This window comes from Listeria cossartiae subsp. cayugensis (assembly GCF_014229095.1).
In the GTDB taxonomy this organism is placed as follows: domain Bacteria; phylum Bacillota; class Bacilli; order Lactobacillales; family Listeriaceae; genus Listeria; species Listeria cayugensis.
This window is the reverse complement of sequence record NZ_JAARZC010000003.1, coordinates 441,801-459,869: the sequence shown is the minus strand read 5'-3', so window position 1 is coordinate 459,869 and position 18,069 is coordinate 441,801. Positions and strand designations below refer to the sequence as shown.

The following is an 18,069-nucleotide window of genomic DNA, read 5'->3' as shown; positions in this document are numbered from 1 at the left end:
TTTCAGTAACATAATTTAGACATATTTTTAACACCAATAAAAAACAGGATTCCTCCTAAGAGAAACCCTGTTTTTAGCTTTAAATTTTTATTCGAATAAAGAACTTACAGAAGCATTTTCATGAACGCGTACGATTGCTTCACCAAGAAGAGCTGCAACAGATAGTTGTTCCATTTTGTCGATCCATTTTTCTTCTGGAAGAGCGATGGAGTTTGTAACAACTAATTTTTCGATTGGTGATTCTTCAATACGTTTCATAGCTGGGCCTGAAAGAACTGGGTGTGAACAACATGCGTAAACTTTTGTTGCGCCAGCTTCACGTAACGCTTTAGCAGCAAGCGTGATTGTTCCAGCTGTATCAATGATATCATCAATAATAATACAAACTTTTCCTTCTACATTACCTACGATGTTCATTACTTCAGCTACGTTTGGACGCGGACGACGCTTATCAATGATAGCAATCGGCGCTTTCAAACGGTCAGCCATTTTACGGGCACGAGTAACTCCACCATGGTCAGGGGAAACTACTACTAAATCGTCGCCTAAATGACGTTCGCTGAAATAGTCACTTAGAAGGCGTACTGCATTCAAGTGATCAATCGGAATATCAAAGAAACCTTGGATTTGCGGTGCGTGCATATCAAGTGTAATCATTCTTGTTGCACCAGCTGTTTCGATTAAGTTTGCTACTAATTTCGCTGTGATCGGTTCACGACTTCTTGCTTTACGGTCTTGACGTGCATAACCATAGTAAGGCATAACAATATTAATTGTTGCTGCGGAAGCGCGTTTCAACGCATCAATCATGATCAAAAGTTCCATTAAATTCTGGTTTACAGGATTACTCGTTGATTGAATAACATATACATGACAACCACGGATACTTTCTTCAATGTTAATTTGGATTTCTCCATCACTAAAATGAGTAACGCTTGATTTCCCTAACTCAATACCTACTTCTTTCGCAATCTCTTCAGCTAGTTCACGATTAGAATTTAGCGAGAAAATCTTCAACTTTGGATCAAAATACTCGTTTGACATAATCAGCCTCCACTATTTTTTATTAAAATTTTAAAATTCCCAAATGGAAATTATTTACCGTGATTTAAATGTTTTGCATAACCAAGCTTGTTGTCTTGTTTCGCGCGAGCAATGCCTAACGCGTCATCAGGGACATCTTTTGTAATGGTAGAACCAGCAGCTATGAAAGCTCGGTCGCCCACTTTGACAGGTGCAATCAAGTTTGAATTACAGCCAACAAAGACATCGTCACCAATGATGGTTTTTGCTTTGTTTTTGCCGTCGTAATTAACCGCAATACTCCCGCAACCAACATTGACGTTTTTACCAATTTCCGCATCTCCCATGTAAATGAAATGTGGTAATTTAGTTCCTTCACCAACAACTGCTTTTTTCGTTTCGACGTAATTTCCGATTTTCACATGATTGTGAATGTCAGATTCCGGTCTTAGGTGGGCATATGGGCCAATTTGAACGTCATCTCCAACTTTACTTTCGAAAATCGAAGAAGTTCTGACGTTTACTCGTTCACCGATAACACTGTTTACGATTTCCGAGCCACTAGTAACCACACAATCATCACCGATTACAGTTTTCCCGCGAAGCATAACTCCCGGTTCAATTACTGTATCTTGACCAATTTTTACATCTATATCAATATACGTACTTTCTGGATTAACAAGTGTTACTCCATTACGCATATGATTTTCGTTAATTCGACGTTGCATTAATTTGGACGCTTCAGCTAGGGCAATTCGGTCGTTCACTCCAAGTGACTCTTCGAAAGACTCCATTCTGTAAGCCGCAACGACTTCATCCGAATCTTTTAAAATTTTAATAACATCTGGTAAGTAATATTCTCCTTGCACGTTATCGTTAGAAACATTCTCTAACGCTTCAAAAAGAGCTTTATTGTCAAAGCAATATGTTCCAGTGTTAATTTCTGAAATACGTTGTTCTTTTTCTGTCGCATCTTTATGTTCTACTATTTTTTCTACAATGCCTAGGTCATCACGAATAATACGACCGTAACCTGTAGGATCTTCAATAACTGTTGTAAGAATAGTTGCTTTTGCGCGTTTTTCGTGGTGATATTTTAGTAAAGCTTCCATTGTGCTAGCTTCGATTAAAGGTGTGTCCCCACAAACAACTAGCGTTACACCATCTTTACCCGCAAGTTCTGCTTTCGCTTGAAGTACCGCATGCGCCGTTCCAAGTTGTTCTTCTTGTTTCACAAACTCGCTTTTACCAGCTAAATGCTCTTGTACTTTCTCAGCTCCGTGACCTACAATCGTAACCACTTTATCAACATTAAGCGTTGAAATTTGATCTACTACATGTTCGACCATTGGTTTTCCACAAACAGGATGCAACACTTTGTAAAGTTTTGATTTCATCCGTGTGCCTTGGCCAGCAGCAAGCACTACAGCATATCGTTTTGACATTATATAGAACCTCCAATATTCACTATTCATCCACTATGAATGATAACGTAAAATTTGCTTTTTTTCAAGAATGCGCCCAAATAAAAAACCTTACCTACATTTTTTAGGTAAAGATTAAATTTAAAGTTTTATTTGTTTGAAAATTCCGAAAGATACAGTGTGATTATTTATTTGTTTACTAAAAGAAGAATTTACAGGCGTGCTACAAAAATGTTTTCTAAAATGGATCTGTTTTTGCAACATCATTAAAAATTCCCCTCCCTGTTTTATAATCTGCTTTTAATTATACCATAGCCAAAATAGAAGACCAAGGCTATTTATGATTTTTTTCATGCTTCTTCTAAACAAAAAGGGCTAGCACGCAGCTAGCCCTTGAAAATTTTAAATTATTCAGCAGAAACGGACTCAGATTCTTCTTCTGTTACCGCAGTTGCTTCTTCTTCACCAACGCGCTCATATTCAGCTAAAACTACTTCTTGAATTTTCGCACGAGTATCGGAATTAATTGGGTGAGCGATATCACGGAATTCACCGTCAACACCACGTTTACTTGGCATAGCTACGAATAAACCGTTATTCCCATCAATAACGCGGATATCATGAACTACAAATTCCTCATCTAAAGTGATTGAAGCAATCGCTCTCATTCTTCCATCAGTTTCTACACGACGTAATCTCACATCTGTTACTTGCATTATTAGTCACTCCTTATCCCATTTGCCTCTTTCAAAAAGAATCTGCTTATCCCAGCCTAAATCTTAGGTACTTATCCCCCAGCTGTTCCCAACAACGTTCTCCCTAACCGAGGATTTTTTAGTTTTCTTCTACAACACTTTCGTCTGCAGAACTTTCTTCAGCTACTGCTGGTTCGTCCGCTACTTCATAAGCAGCTAAAACGGCTTCTTGAATTTTTGCACGGGTGCCTGAGTTAATTGGATGAGCGATATCTCTAAACTCACCATCCGGCGTACGTTTACTAGGCATAGCTACGAACAATCCCTCGTTGCCATCGATGACACGAATGTCGTGAATAACAAACTCACCGTCAATCGTTATTGAAGAAATAGCTTTCATTCTCCCATCTGTCTCAACACGTCGTAATCTCACATCTGTAATCTCCATTATCTTCACCACCTTAATCTAGTTGCGCTGCTAGTAAACAATGCTCACATGCAACTTAAGTACACACACTCGAGAAAAATTCCCCCATAGAAAAAATTACTTTTATAAGCAAGCAATATTCACGTAAAATTCTTCCCTATGAACATAATAATAAAAAAAACTAAATTTGACAACTTTGTGAATTGTAATCTAAAAAAAATAGTTTTTTTTGGAAAAACGTTGACATTTTCAGATTGTTCCTTCTAGTTTTTGTTTTGTATACAATATTTATCATTATATGTATAAAAACCTCAAAACCATTGCCATTACAGTATCATGATGTAATCATCATACTATTTTATAGGCAATAACACCAGTGAAACGGTGCTAAATTTATCATTTCTAAAAAATAATTGTATACAATAAACGAGAAATATATGAGTTTTCATAGCTCATATATTTACAATATTATACTTCTCTATCCCTCTTGTTCCAATTAGTCAACAAATACTGTATACCCCAAAAATCCCATTCTAATGCATGATTTGAGAATTAATTTCACTTTTTTATCAAATTTTTATCGAAAGCGGATTTTGAAAGCGTTTAATTGTGACAAAAAGATTAAATATAGATGACAAGACATCCTATAGATTAATTTTGTAAAAAAAAGAAACCCGAAACAGACTATTCCGGATTTCTTTTTTGTTTACTCAGATCTTAAAGCGTCAATTGGTCTTAATTTTGATGCCTTGTTGGCAGGCGCGATACCAAATATTACCCCAATACATAAAGAGAAGACAAAGGAGAAGATAATGGTTCCCGCTGTTATTCCTGAGGATATACCTGCGACAGAGCCGAATATTAACGCTCCCGACACGCCGATCAGTATTCCAATGACACCGCCACAAACACTAATAACGATTGATTCAATGAGGAATTGTAATAGAATAGCTCGTTTTTTAGCTCCGAGCGCTTTTCTTATACCGATTTCTCTCGTTCTCTCACTGACAGAAACTAGCATTATGTTCATAATTCCGATACCACCAACAACAAGCGAGATGGCAGCAATTGCACCAAGCGCAGTAGTTAGCGTTGTACTAATAGTGTTAAAGGCATTAAGAATTTCTTGTTGATTGATTACTTGATAAGATGGTCCCATTTGTGCAGAAGAAGCAGCTTTTTCTTCTTGTTCTTTTTCGTCACCGAATTTAATTGCAAGACGAGATTCTAAAGTATTTACAACAAAATCAACATCTTCAGCCGATTTCGTTTCTACATAGATTGTGCGGACATTTGTATCTTTTAGCAGTCTTTGTGCGGAAGAAATCGGAATGAAGATTTGGTCATCACTAGACCCCATCATCGAAGCACCTTTTTCTTTTAGCACGCCAACAACTTTATAAGGCATTCCATTCAATCTTACTGTCTCGCCAATCGGATCACCGAAACCAAATAGGTCGCTCGCTACCGTAGAACCGATTACAGCTACTTTCTGGCCATATTCAGTATCAATAGGTAGTAGGAAACGCCCTTCTTTCATTTCTAGGCTACGTGCGGCCTTGTACTGGTCATTCGTTCCGATTACTTTATTGCTTGAACTCTTATAGTCAAAAGTTGCATTCACTTGACCAGATAATTCTGGAGAAACACTTTTGACGCCATCGATATTTTGATATTTCATTACTTCATCATACGTATATTTGTCGTTCGGATTAACGGAGCTATTCACTACGGTAATTAAGTTCGAACCTAAATCGCCCATTTGATCGTCGACTTCTTTGGTTACACCATTTCCTAGTGAAACTAAGAGAATAACGGATGCAACACCGATAATAATACCTAGCATGGTTAGAAATGATCTTAATTTACTTGCTTTCAATTGTTTCCATGCCATTTTCATACTTTGGAGAACGCTCATGCTTGTGTCGCCTCCTCGTGGAATAATTTACCATCTTGAATACGGATACTTCTTGTACCGTAAGAGGCGATAGTTGGATCATGCGTAATCATTACGATTGTATTGCCCGCACGATTCAATTCTTGCAAGATTCCCATTACTTCTTTACCTGTTTTCGAATCAAGTGCACCAGTTGGCTCATCTGCTAGCAAAATTTGCGGATTTCCAGCAAGTGCTCTAGCGATAGCGACACGTTGTTGTTGTCCACCAGAAAGTTGTGTTGGTAGGTTTCTGCGTTTTTCAAGCAAGCCTACTTTTTCTAAACATTCGATTGCGGCTTTTTCTCGAGCAGAAACACTTAATCCTGCATAAATCAGTGGAAGTTCCACGTTTTCAAAAGCAGATAATTTTGGAAGCAAATTAAACTGCTGGAAAATAAAGCCGATTTTTTTGTTTCTGATTTCGGATAGTTTATTGTCACTTAGTTTAAAAACATCTACGTCATCAAGATGATAGCTGCCTTTATCCGGAACGTCTAAACAACCAATCATATTCATTAAAGTGGATTTACCGGAACCGGACGGGCCCACGATGGATAAAAACTCACCTTGCTCAACGGTAAAAGTAACATCGTCTAATGCTTTAAAAGTTTCTCCGCCTAGCGTATACGTTTTTGTTAAATTTTTCATGTCAATTAGCGGTTTTGGCATGTTTATCCCTCCTTCATACAATTTGTCTGATTTGTACTTACAAAAAACTTAGCTAGGAGCACCTGGAACCGTAGAAGTTTCTTGTGTAGGAAGGATTACTTTTTCGTCTTTTTTAACGCCTTTAGTGATTTCGATATTATCTTCGTTATGAAGACCAGTTTCTACGAATTTCTTCACTTTTTTCGTTTGACCATTGTCTTTTTCTTCTGGAACTAGTACGTAATATTTGTCGTCACTGTCTTTTTGAACAGCTTCAATTGGTACGTATAGTGCGTCTTTTTTCTCTCTCACTAAAATGGAAGCATCGGCAGTCATACCTGCTTTTAAGTCGTCTGTTTTATCAAGTGAAATGATTACAGAGAAGCTAGATACACCGTTTTGAACTTGGCCTTGTTCTGCGATTTCTTTCACTTTCCCTGTGTAAGTTTTGTCAGGAAGTGCTGTTACTGTAACTTTTACTTCTTGGTCTTTCTTGATGTTTGGAATATCAAGTTCGTCCATTTGTGCTACTAATTGAAGTTCGTCGTAATCTGGAACTTGTGTGTTTTTCGGGGAGATCGCGCCGGTTCCTGTAGCATTGATTTTCAAATCTCCTTGTTTTACTTTAGCTGTAACTAATTTTTCTTGTGTTACGGAGCCACTATTTTTCGACAGTAAGAAAACCGCACCAACGGCTACTACTGCAATAATAACGATAACAATTAACCATTTAACCCATTTTTTCATGAATGTTCTCCTTCTGCTTCTAAAGTGTAGAAGCTTTGAATTTTATTATGTAGTAACGATAGAATCCATTCTACCATAAAAGTTAAATGAGTGAAGTACATCGCAAGGCTGATTTGTTTTTTGCCTTTATCCGCGAAAAATAAAAACCCCGGAAAGTTTCCAGGGTTTGAAAATTAACTATTAAAGTAATTACCATCGACTACTTCTATTTGTTTTTCTTTCATGTTGACATTTTTTATTTTTACGAGCGATACGTAATCATCTACTAAGCGTTCTTCCGCGTATTCGGATTCGACTAGTACGCCAATTCCTACTAGATGCGCGTTAAATTCTTCTAGCAGATTTTTCATTCCGTTAATTGTTCCGCCAGCTTTCATAAAGTCATCCACGATTACTACGTTGGAGCCTTCTGCTAGGCTGCGTTTGGATAGTTCCATTTTTTCGATTCGTTTGGATGAACCGGAAACATAGTTAATGCTCACCGTCGAGCCTTCTGTAACTTTGCTATCACGACGCACAATAACAAACGGGACGCTTAAATGCTCTGCAACGGCTTGCGCAATCGGAATACCTTTTGTTGCAACAGTCATAATCGCATCTATTTTTTGGTTATTGAATTTCGTAGCTAAAATTTTACCAATTGCTTTGAGCGTTACTGGTTCTCCTAGCAAATCAGATAGGTACAAATAGCCTCCTGGAAGCAAACGGTTGGGTTCCGCAATTCTATTACATAATGTGTGCACAAAATCCAGTACATCATCATTTCCCGCTATCGAAATGTACTGCACACCACCAGCTGCACCCGGAACTGTTTCCAGCGTACCAATTCCTCTGTCTTCAAACGTTTTCTTTATGATGACTAAATCTTCACTAATAGAAGACTTAGCTGAGCCATAACGTTCAGCAAACATCGTAAGCGGCACTAACTTGCGCGGATGCGATAATAGAAACTGCGTCATATCAATTAATCGTTCACTGCGACGAATCTTCATAATCTCTCTCCCTTTGATAAAATTCCGTATATTAAAAAGCAATTTCACGTATTTTGTCCGTATTTTCTCTATTATAAAACGTTTTCTATAAAATTGACAACATTTATTATTTTAACGCACTAAAAAACCTGCCAAATAAACATCCTTTGACAGGCCAATGCTCTTATAAATCACGGAAACTAATAATCTCTACTTCTTGTTGGCCTAAATATGCTTGTAATTCTCTTGAAGTGAGAATGGAAACTTCTTTGATGCGCGGCTCTACGTAACTAGATATTTCGCGTAATGTTTCATCGATAAATGCTGGATGGGTCATTACTTCCACTACATCGTTTGTTCCAATATGCTCTTGTACTAACTTTTTAATCGTTTCAAAGGAAACACCCTCTGCATAAAACTCTGTCGCAAATAAATCAGGTGTTTTAATAGCACCAAAATCAGTAACATCTGCATGACGTCGGATGCTCACACCATATTTTTCTGCTAGTTTATGTTGTACGGGGAAAATTAATGGTTCGATTGAATGGTGCGTATCAAAATGAGAAATAGTAATGCCGGCATCTAGGATTTTCTCAATCTGCGCGGTTAATTCGCGTTCTACTTCGTCCATATCCACATCAGCTAAGCCTGATTCGAGCGCCGTATAATTTCTACGGAAACGGCCATCATCATCCGTTAATGTTTCTAAACCTTGAAGAACTGGCGATCCAAATGTTAGGGTCAAATGCGCACCGATATCCAGACCTGGGTTTTCTTTCGCTACTTCTACCGCCAAATCAAACGCCGGGCTATTAGCAAGCAAAGTTGTAGATTTTACGACGCCTCGTTTGTAAGACTCTAAAATACCATAAACTGCTCCTGGGCTAATTCCAAAATCATCTGCATTAAAAATAATTTTCATTTCTTTGACCCCTCCACATTAATTATTTGTATCGTTCTCGCCTTCACTCCAAGGCCTTACCATATAAACTTCCTCACAAAAGCCACGTAAGCCGTTATAGACACGTTTTGCTCTGGAGTACTGTTTGATAAGCGCAAATACTGTTGGGCCGCTACCACTCATTAAAGCCGCCTCAGCACCAAACGCTAACATCCGATCTTTTATGCGTTTCACTTGTGGATTTTTTTCTAGCGTCACAGATTCTAAAACATTTCCTGTAGCTGCAAAAATCCCATCTAAATCACCTTTTTTGATGGATTCTATCATTTTTTCTGTGTCGGGATGCTCTACGTTGTCTACTTGTAATTCTTTATAAATGGTTGGGGTTGATACGCTGATACTCGGTTTTGCAAGCACAATCCAGCAACCGGGAATATTAGGTAATGCGGAAATCTTCTCACCACGCCCTGTTGCAAGGGCTGTTCCGCCGTAAACGCAAAATGCGATATCTGAGCCAATTTCTGAACTTATTTCAGCAATTTCTTCTATCGAAAGACCGAGTTCCCAAATAATATTTAACCCTTTGAGCGCTGCAGCTGCATCCGAACTACCACCAGCAAGTCCAGCAGAAACTGGGATATGCTTATCAATCGTGATGCGCACACCCATTTTCACGTCAAAACGCTTTTTCAAAAGGAGGGCCGCTTGATAAATTAAGTTACGACGATCTTCTGGAATAAAATGCGCTTTTACGTCCAGCACAATTTTGTCCTCGTCTAAGCGTTCTAAGTATAATCTGTCAGCAAGGTCTATTGTTGTCATCACCATTTCCACTTCATGGTAGCCGTCTTCACGTTTGTACAGCGCATCAAGTGAAAGATTAATTTTAGCTGGTGCTGTTATGCTTATTTTCATTTTTCTTGGCCTCCGCGTTCAAAATCTCTTTTTCTATTCTATCATATGAAAGAAAAAATATGTAGCTAGCGGCCCAAAACTACTTCTATGTAAAGCAAAAACCGAACCACATTAGATGGTTCGGCTACTTCAGCTTCATTACAAAGCTAATTCTTTATTATCATCTGTAAATACAAGTTCTACTGCGTCTGTTAGGATATCCGTGTAACTGTAGGATACTCTTTCGAAGTTGTTTTCATCTTGATCAAGTTCCACAATGAAAACGGATGGATATGTTTCAGCTAGGATACCGCAACGTTCAATCGTTTTCTTACGACCACCGTTTGCTTTCAATGTCAATGCTTTACCTAATCTAGAATCTAAATTCATCTTAATGCTTGCAATGGTTTTTGGCATTTATTTTCCACCTCACTAATAACTATTATAGCATAGTTCGGGTCTGAAATCAATAACCAAATATTTTAACAGTTGCAAGGGCTAACTGTCAACTAAGAAAGCGCTTTTTTCGAAAAAATTATTTTTCTTTTAGAAAATCGCCTAAGAAGTTGCTTAATTTCGCAAATTCTGGGATGTCTAATGTTTCTCCGCGACGAATTAAATCTATCCCAATCGCATTTAAACCTTCTACTAGCTCTTCTTTGCGCGGTTTTAAATCAGGGAACTTCGAAGCTAAATTATTCCAAAGTGTTTTTCTTCTTTGTGCAAATGAAGCTCTTGTCACTTCAAAGAAAAATTCTTCGTCATTTACTTCAGCTAGTGGTTCTTTGCGGCGTTTTAGATGAATAACTGCAGAGTCTACATTCGGCTGTGGCATGAAGACCGTTTTAGGTACGATAAACGCTAATTCTGCTTCCATGTAAAATTGGATAGCGATTGTTAGACTACCGTAGCTTTTCGTACTTGGCACAGCGCTGATTCGGTCGGCTACTTCTTTTTGTAGCATAAAAGTCATGGAATCCGCGGGGATATTATCATGTAGTAATTTTAAAATAATCGGTGTTGTTACGTAATATGGCAAATTGGCTACGATTTTCAGAGGTAGCTCTGGTTTGGCAAATTGCTGCGCGATAACTTCCTCAACATCTGCTTTTAATACGTCGCCGTGAACGACACGGACATTATTATAGGCACTAAGCGTATCATCCAAAATCGGCAATAAGCGTTGATCAATTTCAAAAGCAACGACTTCATTCGCTGTTTTTGCTAGTTGTTCGGTTAGCGCGCCGATTCCGGGTCCAATTTCGATGACGTTTGTTTCTTTTGTTATTTCAGCTGTATCTGTAATCCGCGTCAAAATATTCGTGTCGATTAAAAAGTTTTGACCGAGGCTTTTTTTAAATAAGAAACCATATTTCTTTAGGATTTCCGTCGTTCTTCCGGGAGTTGCGATATCTTTACTCATTTTCTTCCTCCTGCATAATCTTTTGGCACGCGGCTACTAACTGTTCTTCGCTTATTGCAAATGATTCTAGTCTGGTTTGTAGTTGTTTTCCGTTTGTATAGCCAATTTTTAGTATGTTACCAATTTTTTCTCTGCGTTCTTTCGCTCCCGCTCCTCCGAGAAGACCGAGATGGATAAGAATATCTTTGGAAATATATTGTTTTTCAGTGGGGGATCCACTTGTATGAAAATGTGCTAATGCTTCGCGAATGTTTGCACTGCTTGCATGTTCTACTCCAAGTCCTCGTCCAGCTTTTGGTAAGGCATCTTGGCGATTGATAAAGGCGTGTTTACAACCTGGTACCGCTGAATCAATCTGTTTTCGGATTTTTTCACCGGGAAAATCTGGGTCTGTAAAAATAATAACGCCGCGAAGTTCTTGTGCATGTCTAATTTTTTCTATCGTTTCTTGTGAAAGTGCAGATCCATTGGTTTCGATGGTATCAGCAATTACAGAACGATTAATCGCCGTTGTGTCATCTCGTCCTTCTACGACTATAAATTCATGTATTACAGGCTTCCCGCTCATAATGACTACATCCTTTTTTATAAAATAAGTAAATCCATCATACCACATTTTGGGCAAAGAAAAAACGAGGCCCTATGAGTCAGCCTCGTTTTTATACGAATTTAGTCTAACACTTTGACAGTTACCATTCTTCTACCCCATGAATAGCACTGACTTTCACTTGGGAAATATACGTCAACGATATTTCCTTTGATAACGCCGCCAGTATCTCCAGCGATCGCTACCCCGTAACCTTCCACCCAAACTTTAGAGCCTAGTGGAATAACACGTGGGTCAACAGCAATTACTTTTAGTCCTTTATTGGCACTTAAATTAATACCGTAAGCTGTAATTCCGCCACCTGAATAGGCAGTAGATTCCATTCTGTAAGTTTTGCCACCAGATGGGGCGCTGCTGCTAGAAGTGGATACTTGAGTCGCTACGGGTTTAGCTTTCGTACCGCGGGCAACTACTTTATCTACTTTATTAGAAGTGACATTTTCTGTAATGACATCGCGTTTTTTCTCTTTGCCATTTTCAAATGTTACTTTGTACTCAACTACTTTTTCACCGTGTTTACCTTCTTGAACGACTTTTTCATCACCTTCGTTTAGGCTATCGTCATTTTTGTAAACTGTTTCGAATTTAACTTGTTCGTTTTTCTTTTCTGCTTTTGACTCGACATATGTAACTTGTACAGTCATTTTTTCTTTTAAGTTACTGTCTTTCGCAGGTGACACGCGGTCATCTTGATCAAGTTTAATGTTTTTCTCTGTTAGTAAATCACTAACTTTTGTTTTTGTTGTCCATACTGTATCTTTTTTATCGCCGTTTTGCAAGGAAAGTTGAATGGCACGATCAATGTTGATTTCAAGGCCATTTTTTAATTTAGTGTCTAATGCTACGTTTAGTACATCTTGCGGACGAGTTGTAATATTTTCATCTTTTAGCAAGTCAGATACGTTTGCTTTTGTGCTCCAAACGTCTTTTTTCGTACCATTATCATTTATTGTAACTTGACGAGCTGGTAAATATTTAATTTCCATACCGTCTTTGATTTCTGCATTTTTTCCTGGAGCAATCTCATCACGTTCACTTACTTTAATCCCTGCTTCGTCTAATGCTTCAGCAACAGTTTTAGCATGTGTTCTTGATTCAATTTTTTCACCAGCGTTTACTATAGTGATATCGTTTTTAGTTCCTTCGAAAACGAAATAAAAAACCAATGCTACTACAATAACAAATCCTGCAATCATGATTGGTAATTTCCATTTTGATGATTGGGCTACGTTACTGCTGTTTTCCATGGTCATGTATTTCTCCCCTTTCTACTTCGCTAGTGATTATATACAGGGGAGGGAAGAACTGTCAATTTTTTCAACAGATTGTTCATATCTTCGCAAACTTTATGGATAAACGTTGATATAAAGCCGTTTTCAAAAATATTATTCTTTTAAAGTGTCAAATGTAACAGGAATGTGTCATTTTTCTACGTCTCTGGTCGTAGGCATAAAATAAGGGTTTTTGTCCCAGTCGTCATTTTTATCTCCGCTAAGCTTAAGATTGGGTTACAGACTGGGCCTTATATTACAATTATGTTACAATCAATCTTTTAGTTTAAATAGGCGTTTCGCGTTTTCTGTTGAGTGCGTAGCGATTTCGCTATATTTCATTTCTTTCAGTTCGGCGATTTTTTCGGCAACTAGCTTGACGTATGCAGGTTCATTTCTTTTTCCACGATTTGGCGTTGGAGCAAGATACGGAGCGTCAGTTTCTATTAATAAACGGTCAATTGGTATAGCTTGAGCTGCAATTTTTGGTAATTTGGCATTTTTAAAAGTGACTGTCCCGCCGAATGAAATGTAAAAATTCATCGCCAAGCACGCCTCCATTACTTCGACACTTTCACCAAAACAGTGCATAATTCCGCCTACTTCTTCGGCATGTTCTTCTTGCAAAATCCGCACAACATATTCCGTTGCTTCGCGATTATGAATGACTATCGGTAAATTCACTTCTTTTGCTAAACGGATTTGTTTTCTAAAAACCTCGAATTGCGTTTCTTTTGGTGAAGTATCCCAGTGGTAATCCAAGCCCATTTCGCCTAAAGCAACTACTTTTGGATGTGTCAGTGCGAGATCGCGTAGCCATTCCAAATCTTCGTCTGTAAAGGTAATAGCGTCTGTTGGATGCCAGCCGACGATTAGCGAGATAAAGTCATATTTATCGGCTAATTTAAGGGCCCGGTCGATTGTTTCCTTATTAAAGCCTACAACGGCCATACGCGTTACATCGTTTTCCTGTGCACGTTTTATTACTTCTTCTATATCATCGTCAAAAGCCTCGTCATTGAGGTGTACATGCGTGTCAAATAGCATGGGAATTCCTCCTAATAAAATCATTTCCTTCTATTATACTATAATTTTTGGTGCAGACAAAAAAAGCCACCTAACATGCGGTGGCTTTCCTGAATTTTACTTCACTTGATAAACGATTGCTTCGTAAGGTCGTAAAGTTCCTTCTATAATATGGGGAACATTGTTTACGAGTACGGAAGCTTTTTGGATGTCGTTTAAAATGGTCTCGTCTGTAATTACTTGTTCATTTTCAGAGAAATTACATAGAACGATTAACTTTTCATTATTTGTGTAGCGTTCATATGCAAAAACTGCTTCGTCGTTCGGTAGCAATAGACGGTAATTGCCTGTTGTGATAATTTCAGTTGTTTTGCGCAACTTAATTAGGTTTTGATAATAGTAGAAAATCGAATCTGGATTTTTCAGTGCTTCTTCGTTGTTGATTTCTGTATACCGCGGATTGACTTTAAGCCACGGTGTTCCAGTTGTGAAACCAGCGTTCTCGCTGTTGTCCCACTGGTAAGGCGTTCTCGCATTGTCGCGACCTTTTGTATAAATCGACTGCATGATGCTTTCGTGGCTATGGCCTTGCTCTTTACGTTCTTTGTACATGTTAAGCGTTTCGATATCACGGTAATCATCAAGGGTTTCAAAATGAACATTTGTCATGCCGATTTCTTCACCTTGATAAATATACGGTGTTCCTTTCATCATATGCAGGCAGGTTGCAAGCATTTTTGCTGAACGTACGCGGAAACGGTTGTCATTCCCGAAACGAGAAACGATACGTGGTTGGTCATGATTGTTCCAATATAAACTGTTCCAACCATTTTCTTGAAGCGCCACTTGCCATTCGGACATGTTTTCTTTCAAATCTGGTAAGTAAATTGGTTTTAAATCCCATTTGTTGTCGCCGTCGGAATCTAAATTCATATGTTCGAACGTGAAAATCATATCGACTTCTTTGTTTGCTGGATCTGTATAAATTTGTGCGTCTGTCGTACTAGCACCAGGCATTTCACCAACAGTCATCACATCGTATTTGGAAGTAACTTCTTGGTTCATTTCTTGCAAGAACTCGTGAATCCGCGGTCCGTTACAGAAATCATTGCCAGCATCGCCGTAAATTTGACCGTCTGGCACAGGACCGTCTGGGAAATCGGTATTTTTGGAAATAAAATTAATTACGTCCATGCGGAAACCATCAATGCCTTTATCTAGCCAGAATTTCATCATATTATATACATCTTGGCGTAATTTAGGATTTTCCCAGTTTAAATCAGGTTGTTTTTTGGAGAAAAGGTGTAAATAGTACTCGCCCGTTTTCTCGTCTAATTCCCATGCTGGACCGCTGAAAATGGAGCCCCAGTTGTTAATTTCGTTTTCTTCGCGCCAGAAATAGTAATCACGGTATGGGTTGTCTTTGGATTTTCGGGATTCTTCAAACCACTTGTGTTCATCGGATGTGTGGTTAACGACTAGGTCCATTACGAGTTTCATATCACGGTCGTGCAAACCTTGAAGTAATTTATCAAAAGTTGCCATATCACCATATTCTTCGTAAATTTTTTGGTAATCGCGAATGTCGTAACCATTATCGTCTTGCGGCGAATCGTACACCGGAGACAGCCAAATAACGTCCACGCCAAGCTCTTTTAAATAATCTAATTTCTCGATAATACCTTGAATATCGCCAACTCCATCGCCATTAGAATCATTGAAACTTTTTGGATAGATTTGGTAAACTACGCTTTTTTTCCACCAGTCTTTTTCTTTCATTGATTAAATTCCCGCCCTTGTAATTTTGTCTATTTTTTCGCCAAAAACTTGTATAGTCGTTACTTTAAGTTGTAAGTTTGCTTCACCTTGATGGCTTGCTTTTACGTACGCTTCGCCATTTTTGAAAGTGGCTGTAAGTTCCGTTTTGGACACTGCGCCATTTTCGTATTGGTAGCTTTTTCCATCATCATTATACACGTAACCAGTTGCTACGTCGCCATCCAAGTATACTTCTAGCGCCAAATCTTGTGTTTCTTTCGTATTTTGAACGCTACTACCGATTGGCAAAATCGTCCCTGCTTTAATATAAATTGGCATGGTATCAATCGGCGCGTCTGCGATAATATAGTCGCCGCCAGCTAATTGCTCTTTCGTCCAATAGTTAAACCAAGTCCCTTTTGGTAAACGAACTAAACGTTTCACTTGGCCTTCGCGAACGATTGGCGCAACAAGAATATTTTCGCCGAGCATAAATTGATCATTTACTTGAATTAAATCGCGTTCGTCTTTGAACTCCATGTAAAGCGGTCGAACAAGCGGCAAACCACTCTCCGCTGTTTTTTGGAATTCTGTATAAATATACGGTAAAAAGGCGTAGCGCAATTCGATGTATTGCTTCACGATTTCCTCCGCATCGGCACCGAAAGCCCACGGTTCTTGATAAATGCTATCTTGCACACAATGATTTCTAAAATACGGTAAAAATGCCCCTGCTTGCGTCCAGCGAATTAGCATTTCTTTCGTACAGTCCGAAGAAAATCCGCCAACATCGGCACCAGTAAACGCAACACCAGATAAACCTAAATTCATAATCATCGGCAGCGACATTTCCAAATGCTCCCAGTGACTGCGGTTATCTCCCGTCCAAACTGCTGAATAACGCTGAACACCAGCATAACCAGCACGAGTGAGTGAAAACGGGCGCTCATTTGGCACAAGTCGTTTTAATCCTTCAAAAGTCGCTTTGCTCATATATAATCCGTATAAATTATGCGCTTCTTTATGGGTTACATTTTTCCCGTCAAGATTATGCACGACGTCTAAATCCATCGTTTTACTTTCATTAAATACTGATGGCTCATTCATATCATTCCAAATCCCGCGAATACCTAAATCCGTGTAAAACTTGTGCAAGTCGCCCCACCAACGCTGAACGGTCGTACTTAGAAAATCTGGAAAAGCACTGACACCCGGCCAAACATCGCCGTAATAAATCTCACCTTCCAGTTTAGAGCAAAAATAATTGTGCTTAATCCCTTCCTGATAAACGGAATAGTCGACATCTTTTTTAATACCCGGATCAACAATCGGCACAACGTCAATGTTTTGTTCGCGAAGACGCGCAATCAGCTCTGGACCATTCGGAAATGTATCCGGGTTAAAAGTGAACACGCGGAAATCATCCATATAATGTATGTCCATGAATACGCAGTCGAGCGGAATCTCCTTCTCTTTAAACGTATTTGCAATTCGCTCCACTTCTTCTTCCGAGGTATAACTGTAACGCGATTGATGATATCCTAACGACCATTTTGGCGGAAGTGGCGTTTTTCCAGTTAAATCGGTATAATTCGCGACCACTTCTTTCACATCTTCACCAAAAATAACATACAGATTCGCTTGCCCGCCTTCTGCTAAAACGGTATACATTTCTTCAAAACTTTGGAAATCGAATTCGGTACGGTGCGAATTATCATAAAACAAGCCGTATGTAGTTCCCGCAGCATCCGCAATCATGAACGGAATCGACTGATATAGTTCCACTGTATCTTTATTATGCGGGCTGTATACATCCGTGTTCCACATGCTAATAATCGAGCCAGCTTTGTTCAAAGCACCGGTTTTTTCGCCTAAGCCAAAAATCGCTGTACCAGGTTCGCTTTTAATCGAAATTTGGTGTTCTTTGTTGCGATTAATTGCCAAGCCCTCTGTTTGAAAAATGGTTTTCCCCGCTTGCTTCATACTAATTTGGAAAGGATTTTTATAAACAATAATCTCCTTATCCGCAAAGTGAAGCTCATAGTGATCATTTGTTTCCGTAAATTCGGCAGCTTGTTTTTCAGTATCATGAATCGCTGCAATCGAAGGCGTTAAATCCACTTCTCCAAAAGGATTCACCGTCACGCGGGCAATTTTTTCATTGACAAAATAGCAGCTGAACTGACCGATATCAAGCGTACCAGTCAGGCAATTATTCGCCCAACTAGCCGTTTTCACTTGATTTATTTTTCTCGGGAAAGCTGTTTTTTGTTTTACATTGGATGGTAAAATCGCAAAACTTGTGGAAGCATCCAT

17 protein-coding genes are annotated in these 18,069 nt (G+C 38.8%); all 17 read right to left on the bottom strand.

Going from position 1 to position 18,069, the window contains the following annotated elements; genetic code table 11:
* Nucleotides 1-87 precede the first annotated feature (87 nt).
* Nucleotides 88-1,044, bottom strand: a complete 957-nt coding sequence (locus tag HCB49_RS12020) for a ribose-phosphate diphosphokinase (RefSeq protein WP_003722728.1) — start codon at nucleotides 1,042-1,044, stop codon at nucleotides 88-90.
* Nucleotides 1,045-1,094: 50 nt separating this feature from the next.
* On the bottom strand, nucleotides 1,095-2,468 hold the full coding sequence (gene glmU / locus HCB49_RS12015) for a bifunctional UDP-N-acetylglucosamine diphosphorylase/glucosamine-1-phosphate N-acetyltransferase GlmU (RefSeq protein WP_185605073.1): 1,374 nt from the start codon (nucleotides 2,466-2,468) through the stop codon (nucleotides 1,095-1,097).
* A 386-nt stretch (nucleotides 2,469-2,854) separates the two neighbouring features.
* Nucleotides 2,855-3,163, bottom strand: coding sequence for a septation regulator SpoVG (spoVG, locus tag HCB49_RS12010; RefSeq protein ID WP_003722726.1), 309 nt, complete (start codon nucleotides 3,161-3,163; stop codon nucleotides 2,855-2,857).
* Nucleotides 3,164-3,281: 118 nt separating this feature from the next.
* A complete protein-coding gene (spoVG, locus tag HCB49_RS12005; protein ID WP_185502943.1) occupies nucleotides 3,282-3,590 on the bottom strand; it encodes a septation regulator SpoVG in 309 nt (102 codons plus the stop codon).
* 685 nt (nucleotides 3,591-4,275) lie between these two features.
* Nucleotides 4,276-5,487, bottom strand: a complete 1,212-nt coding sequence (locus HCB49_RS12000; protein ID WP_185481397.1) for an ABC transporter permease — start codon at nucleotides 5,485-5,487, stop codon at nucleotides 4,276-4,278.
* On the bottom strand, nucleotides 5,484-6,176 hold the full coding sequence (locus HCB49_RS11995; protein ID WP_185391624.1) for an ABC transporter ATP-binding protein: 693 nt from the start codon (nucleotides 6,174-6,176) through the stop codon (nucleotides 5,484-5,486). The genes HCB49_RS12000 and HCB49_RS11995 overlap by 4 nt, the downstream gene beginning before the upstream one ends.
* A 48-nt stretch (nucleotides 6,177-6,224) precedes the next feature.
* Nucleotides 6,225-6,902, bottom strand: coding sequence for an efflux RND transporter periplasmic adaptor subunit (locus tag HCB49_RS11990; protein ID WP_185605072.1), 678 nt, complete (start codon nucleotides 6,900-6,902; stop codon nucleotides 6,225-6,227).
* 173 nt (nucleotides 6,903-7,075) lie between these two features.
* Entirely contained in the window at nucleotides 7,076-7,894 is an 819-nt protein-coding gene (purR, locus tag HCB49_RS11985; protein ID WP_003722721.1) for a pur operon repressor, read from the bottom strand.
* 163 nt (nucleotides 7,895-8,057) lie between these two features.
* The gene (chbG, locus tag HCB49_RS11980) at nucleotides 8,058-8,795 is read right to left on the bottom strand and encodes a chitin disaccharide deacetylase (RefSeq protein WP_185391626.1); all 738 of its coding nucleotides are present in this window, start codon (nucleotides 8,793-8,795) and stop codon (nucleotides 8,058-8,060) included.
* An 18-nt stretch (nucleotides 8,796-8,813) separates the two neighbouring features.
* Entirely contained in the window at nucleotides 8,814-9,689 is an 876-nt protein-coding gene (ispE, locus tag HCB49_RS11975; RefSeq protein WP_185391627.1) for a 4-(cytidine 5'-diphospho)-2-C-methyl-D-erythritol kinase, read from the bottom strand.
* Between the two features lie 138 nt (nucleotides 9,690-9,827).
* Nucleotides 9,828-10,085 (bottom strand): biofilm formation stimulator Veg, encoded by a 258-nt coding sequence (gene veg / locus HCB49_RS11970; protein ID WP_008946594.1) that lies wholly within the window; start codon nucleotides 10,083-10,085, stop codon nucleotides 9,828-9,830.
* A gap of 118 nt (nucleotides 10,086-10,203) precedes the next feature.
* Nucleotides 10,204-11,091: a 16S rRNA (adenine(1518)-N(6)/adenine(1519)-N(6))-dimethyltransferase RsmA gene (gene rsmA, locus HCB49_RS11965; RefSeq protein ID WP_185605071.1), complete on the bottom strand. Its 888-nt coding sequence runs from the start codon at nucleotides 11,089-11,091 to the stop codon at nucleotides 10,204-10,206.
* Entirely contained in the window at nucleotides 11,084-11,659 is a 576-nt protein-coding gene (gene rnmV / locus HCB49_RS11960; protein WP_185391629.1) for a ribonuclease M5, read from the bottom strand. The genes rsmA and rnmV overlap by 8 nt, the downstream gene beginning before the upstream one ends.
* Before the next feature lie 101 nt (nucleotides 11,660-11,760).
* Nucleotides 11,761-12,951, bottom strand: a complete 1,191-nt coding sequence (locus HCB49_RS11955) for a resuscitation-promoting factor (protein ID WP_185481392.1) — start codon at nucleotides 12,949-12,951, stop codon at nucleotides 11,761-11,763.
* Nucleotides 12,952-13,242: 291 nt separating this feature from the next.
* Nucleotides 13,243-14,016 (bottom strand): TatD family hydrolase, encoded by a 774-nt coding sequence (locus HCB49_RS11950; RefSeq protein ID WP_185605070.1) that lies wholly within the window; start codon nucleotides 14,014-14,016, stop codon nucleotides 13,243-13,245.
* A 96-nt stretch (nucleotides 14,017-14,112) separates the two neighbouring features.
* A complete protein-coding gene (locus HCB49_RS11945; RefSeq protein WP_185605069.1) occupies nucleotides 14,113-15,774 on the bottom strand; it encodes a glycoside hydrolase family 13 protein in 1,662 nt (553 codons plus the stop codon).
* A 3-nt stretch (nucleotides 15,775-15,777) separates the two neighbouring features.
* Nucleotides 15,778-18,069: a glycoside hydrolase family 31 protein gene (locus tag HCB49_RS11940; protein WP_185605068.1), complete on the bottom strand. Its 2,292-nt coding sequence runs from the start codon at nucleotides 18,067-18,069 to the stop codon at nucleotides 15,778-15,780.

Coding starts and splice junctions, on each gene's coding strand:
- HCB49_RS11945 (WP_185605069.1), bottom strand. CDS start 15,774: ATGAAAGAAAAAGACTGGTGGAAAAAAAGCGTAGTTTACCAAATCTAT.
- spoVG (WP_003722726.1), bottom strand. CDS start 3,163: ATGCAAGTAACAGATGTGAGATTACGTCGTGTAGAAACTGATGGAAGA.
- HCB49_RS11990 (WP_185605072.1), bottom strand. CDS start 6,902: ATGAAAAAATGGGTTAAATGGTTAATTGTTATCGTTATTATTGCAGTA.
- veg (WP_008946594.1), bottom strand. CDS start 10,085: ATGCCAAAAACCATTGCAAGCATTAAGATGAATTTAGATTCTAGATTA.
- HCB49_RS12020 (WP_003722728.1), bottom strand. CDS start 1,044: ATGTCAAACGAGTATTTTGATCCAAAGTTGAAGATTTTCTCGCTAAAT.
- rsmA (WP_185605071.1), bottom strand. CDS start 11,091: ATGAGTAAAGATATCGCAACTCCCGGAAGAACGACGGAAATCCTAAAG.
- HCB49_RS11955 (WP_185481392.1), bottom strand. CDS start 12,951: ATGACCATGGAAAACAGCAGTAACGTAGCCCAATCATCAAAATGGAAA.
- chbG (WP_185391626.1), bottom strand. CDS start 8,795: ATGAAAATTATTTTTAATGCAGATGATTTTGGAATTAGCCCAGGAGCA.
- spoVG (WP_185502943.1), bottom strand. CDS start 3,590: ATGGAGATTACAGATGTGAGATTACGACGTGTTGAGACAGATGGGAGA.
- HCB49_RS11940 (WP_185605068.1), bottom strand. CDS start 18,069: ATGGATGCTTCCACAAGTTTTGCGATTTTACCATCCAATGTAAAACAA.
- HCB49_RS11950 (WP_185605070.1), bottom strand. CDS start 14,016: ATGCTATTTGACACGCATGTACACCTCAATGACGAGGCTTTTGACGAT.
- ispE (WP_185391627.1), bottom strand. CDS start 9,689: ATGAAAATAAGCATAACAGCACCAGCTAAAATTAATCTTTCACTTGAT.
- HCB49_RS11995 (WP_185391624.1), bottom strand. CDS start 6,176: ATGCCAAAACCGCTAATTGACATGAAAAATTTAACAAAAACGTATACG.
- rnmV (WP_185391629.1), bottom strand. CDS start 11,659: ATGAGCGGGAAGCCTGTAATACATGAATTTATAGTCGTAGAAGGACGA.
- glmU (WP_185605073.1), bottom strand. CDS start 2,468: ATGTCAAAACGATATGCTGTAGTGCTTGCTGCTGGCCAAGGCACACGG.
- purR (WP_003722721.1), bottom strand. CDS start 7,894: ATGAAGATTCGTCGCAGTGAACGATTAATTGATATGACGCAGTTTCTA.
- HCB49_RS12000 (WP_185481397.1), bottom strand. CDS start 5,487: ATGAGCGTTCTCCAAAGTATGAAAATGGCATGGAAACAATTGAAAGCA.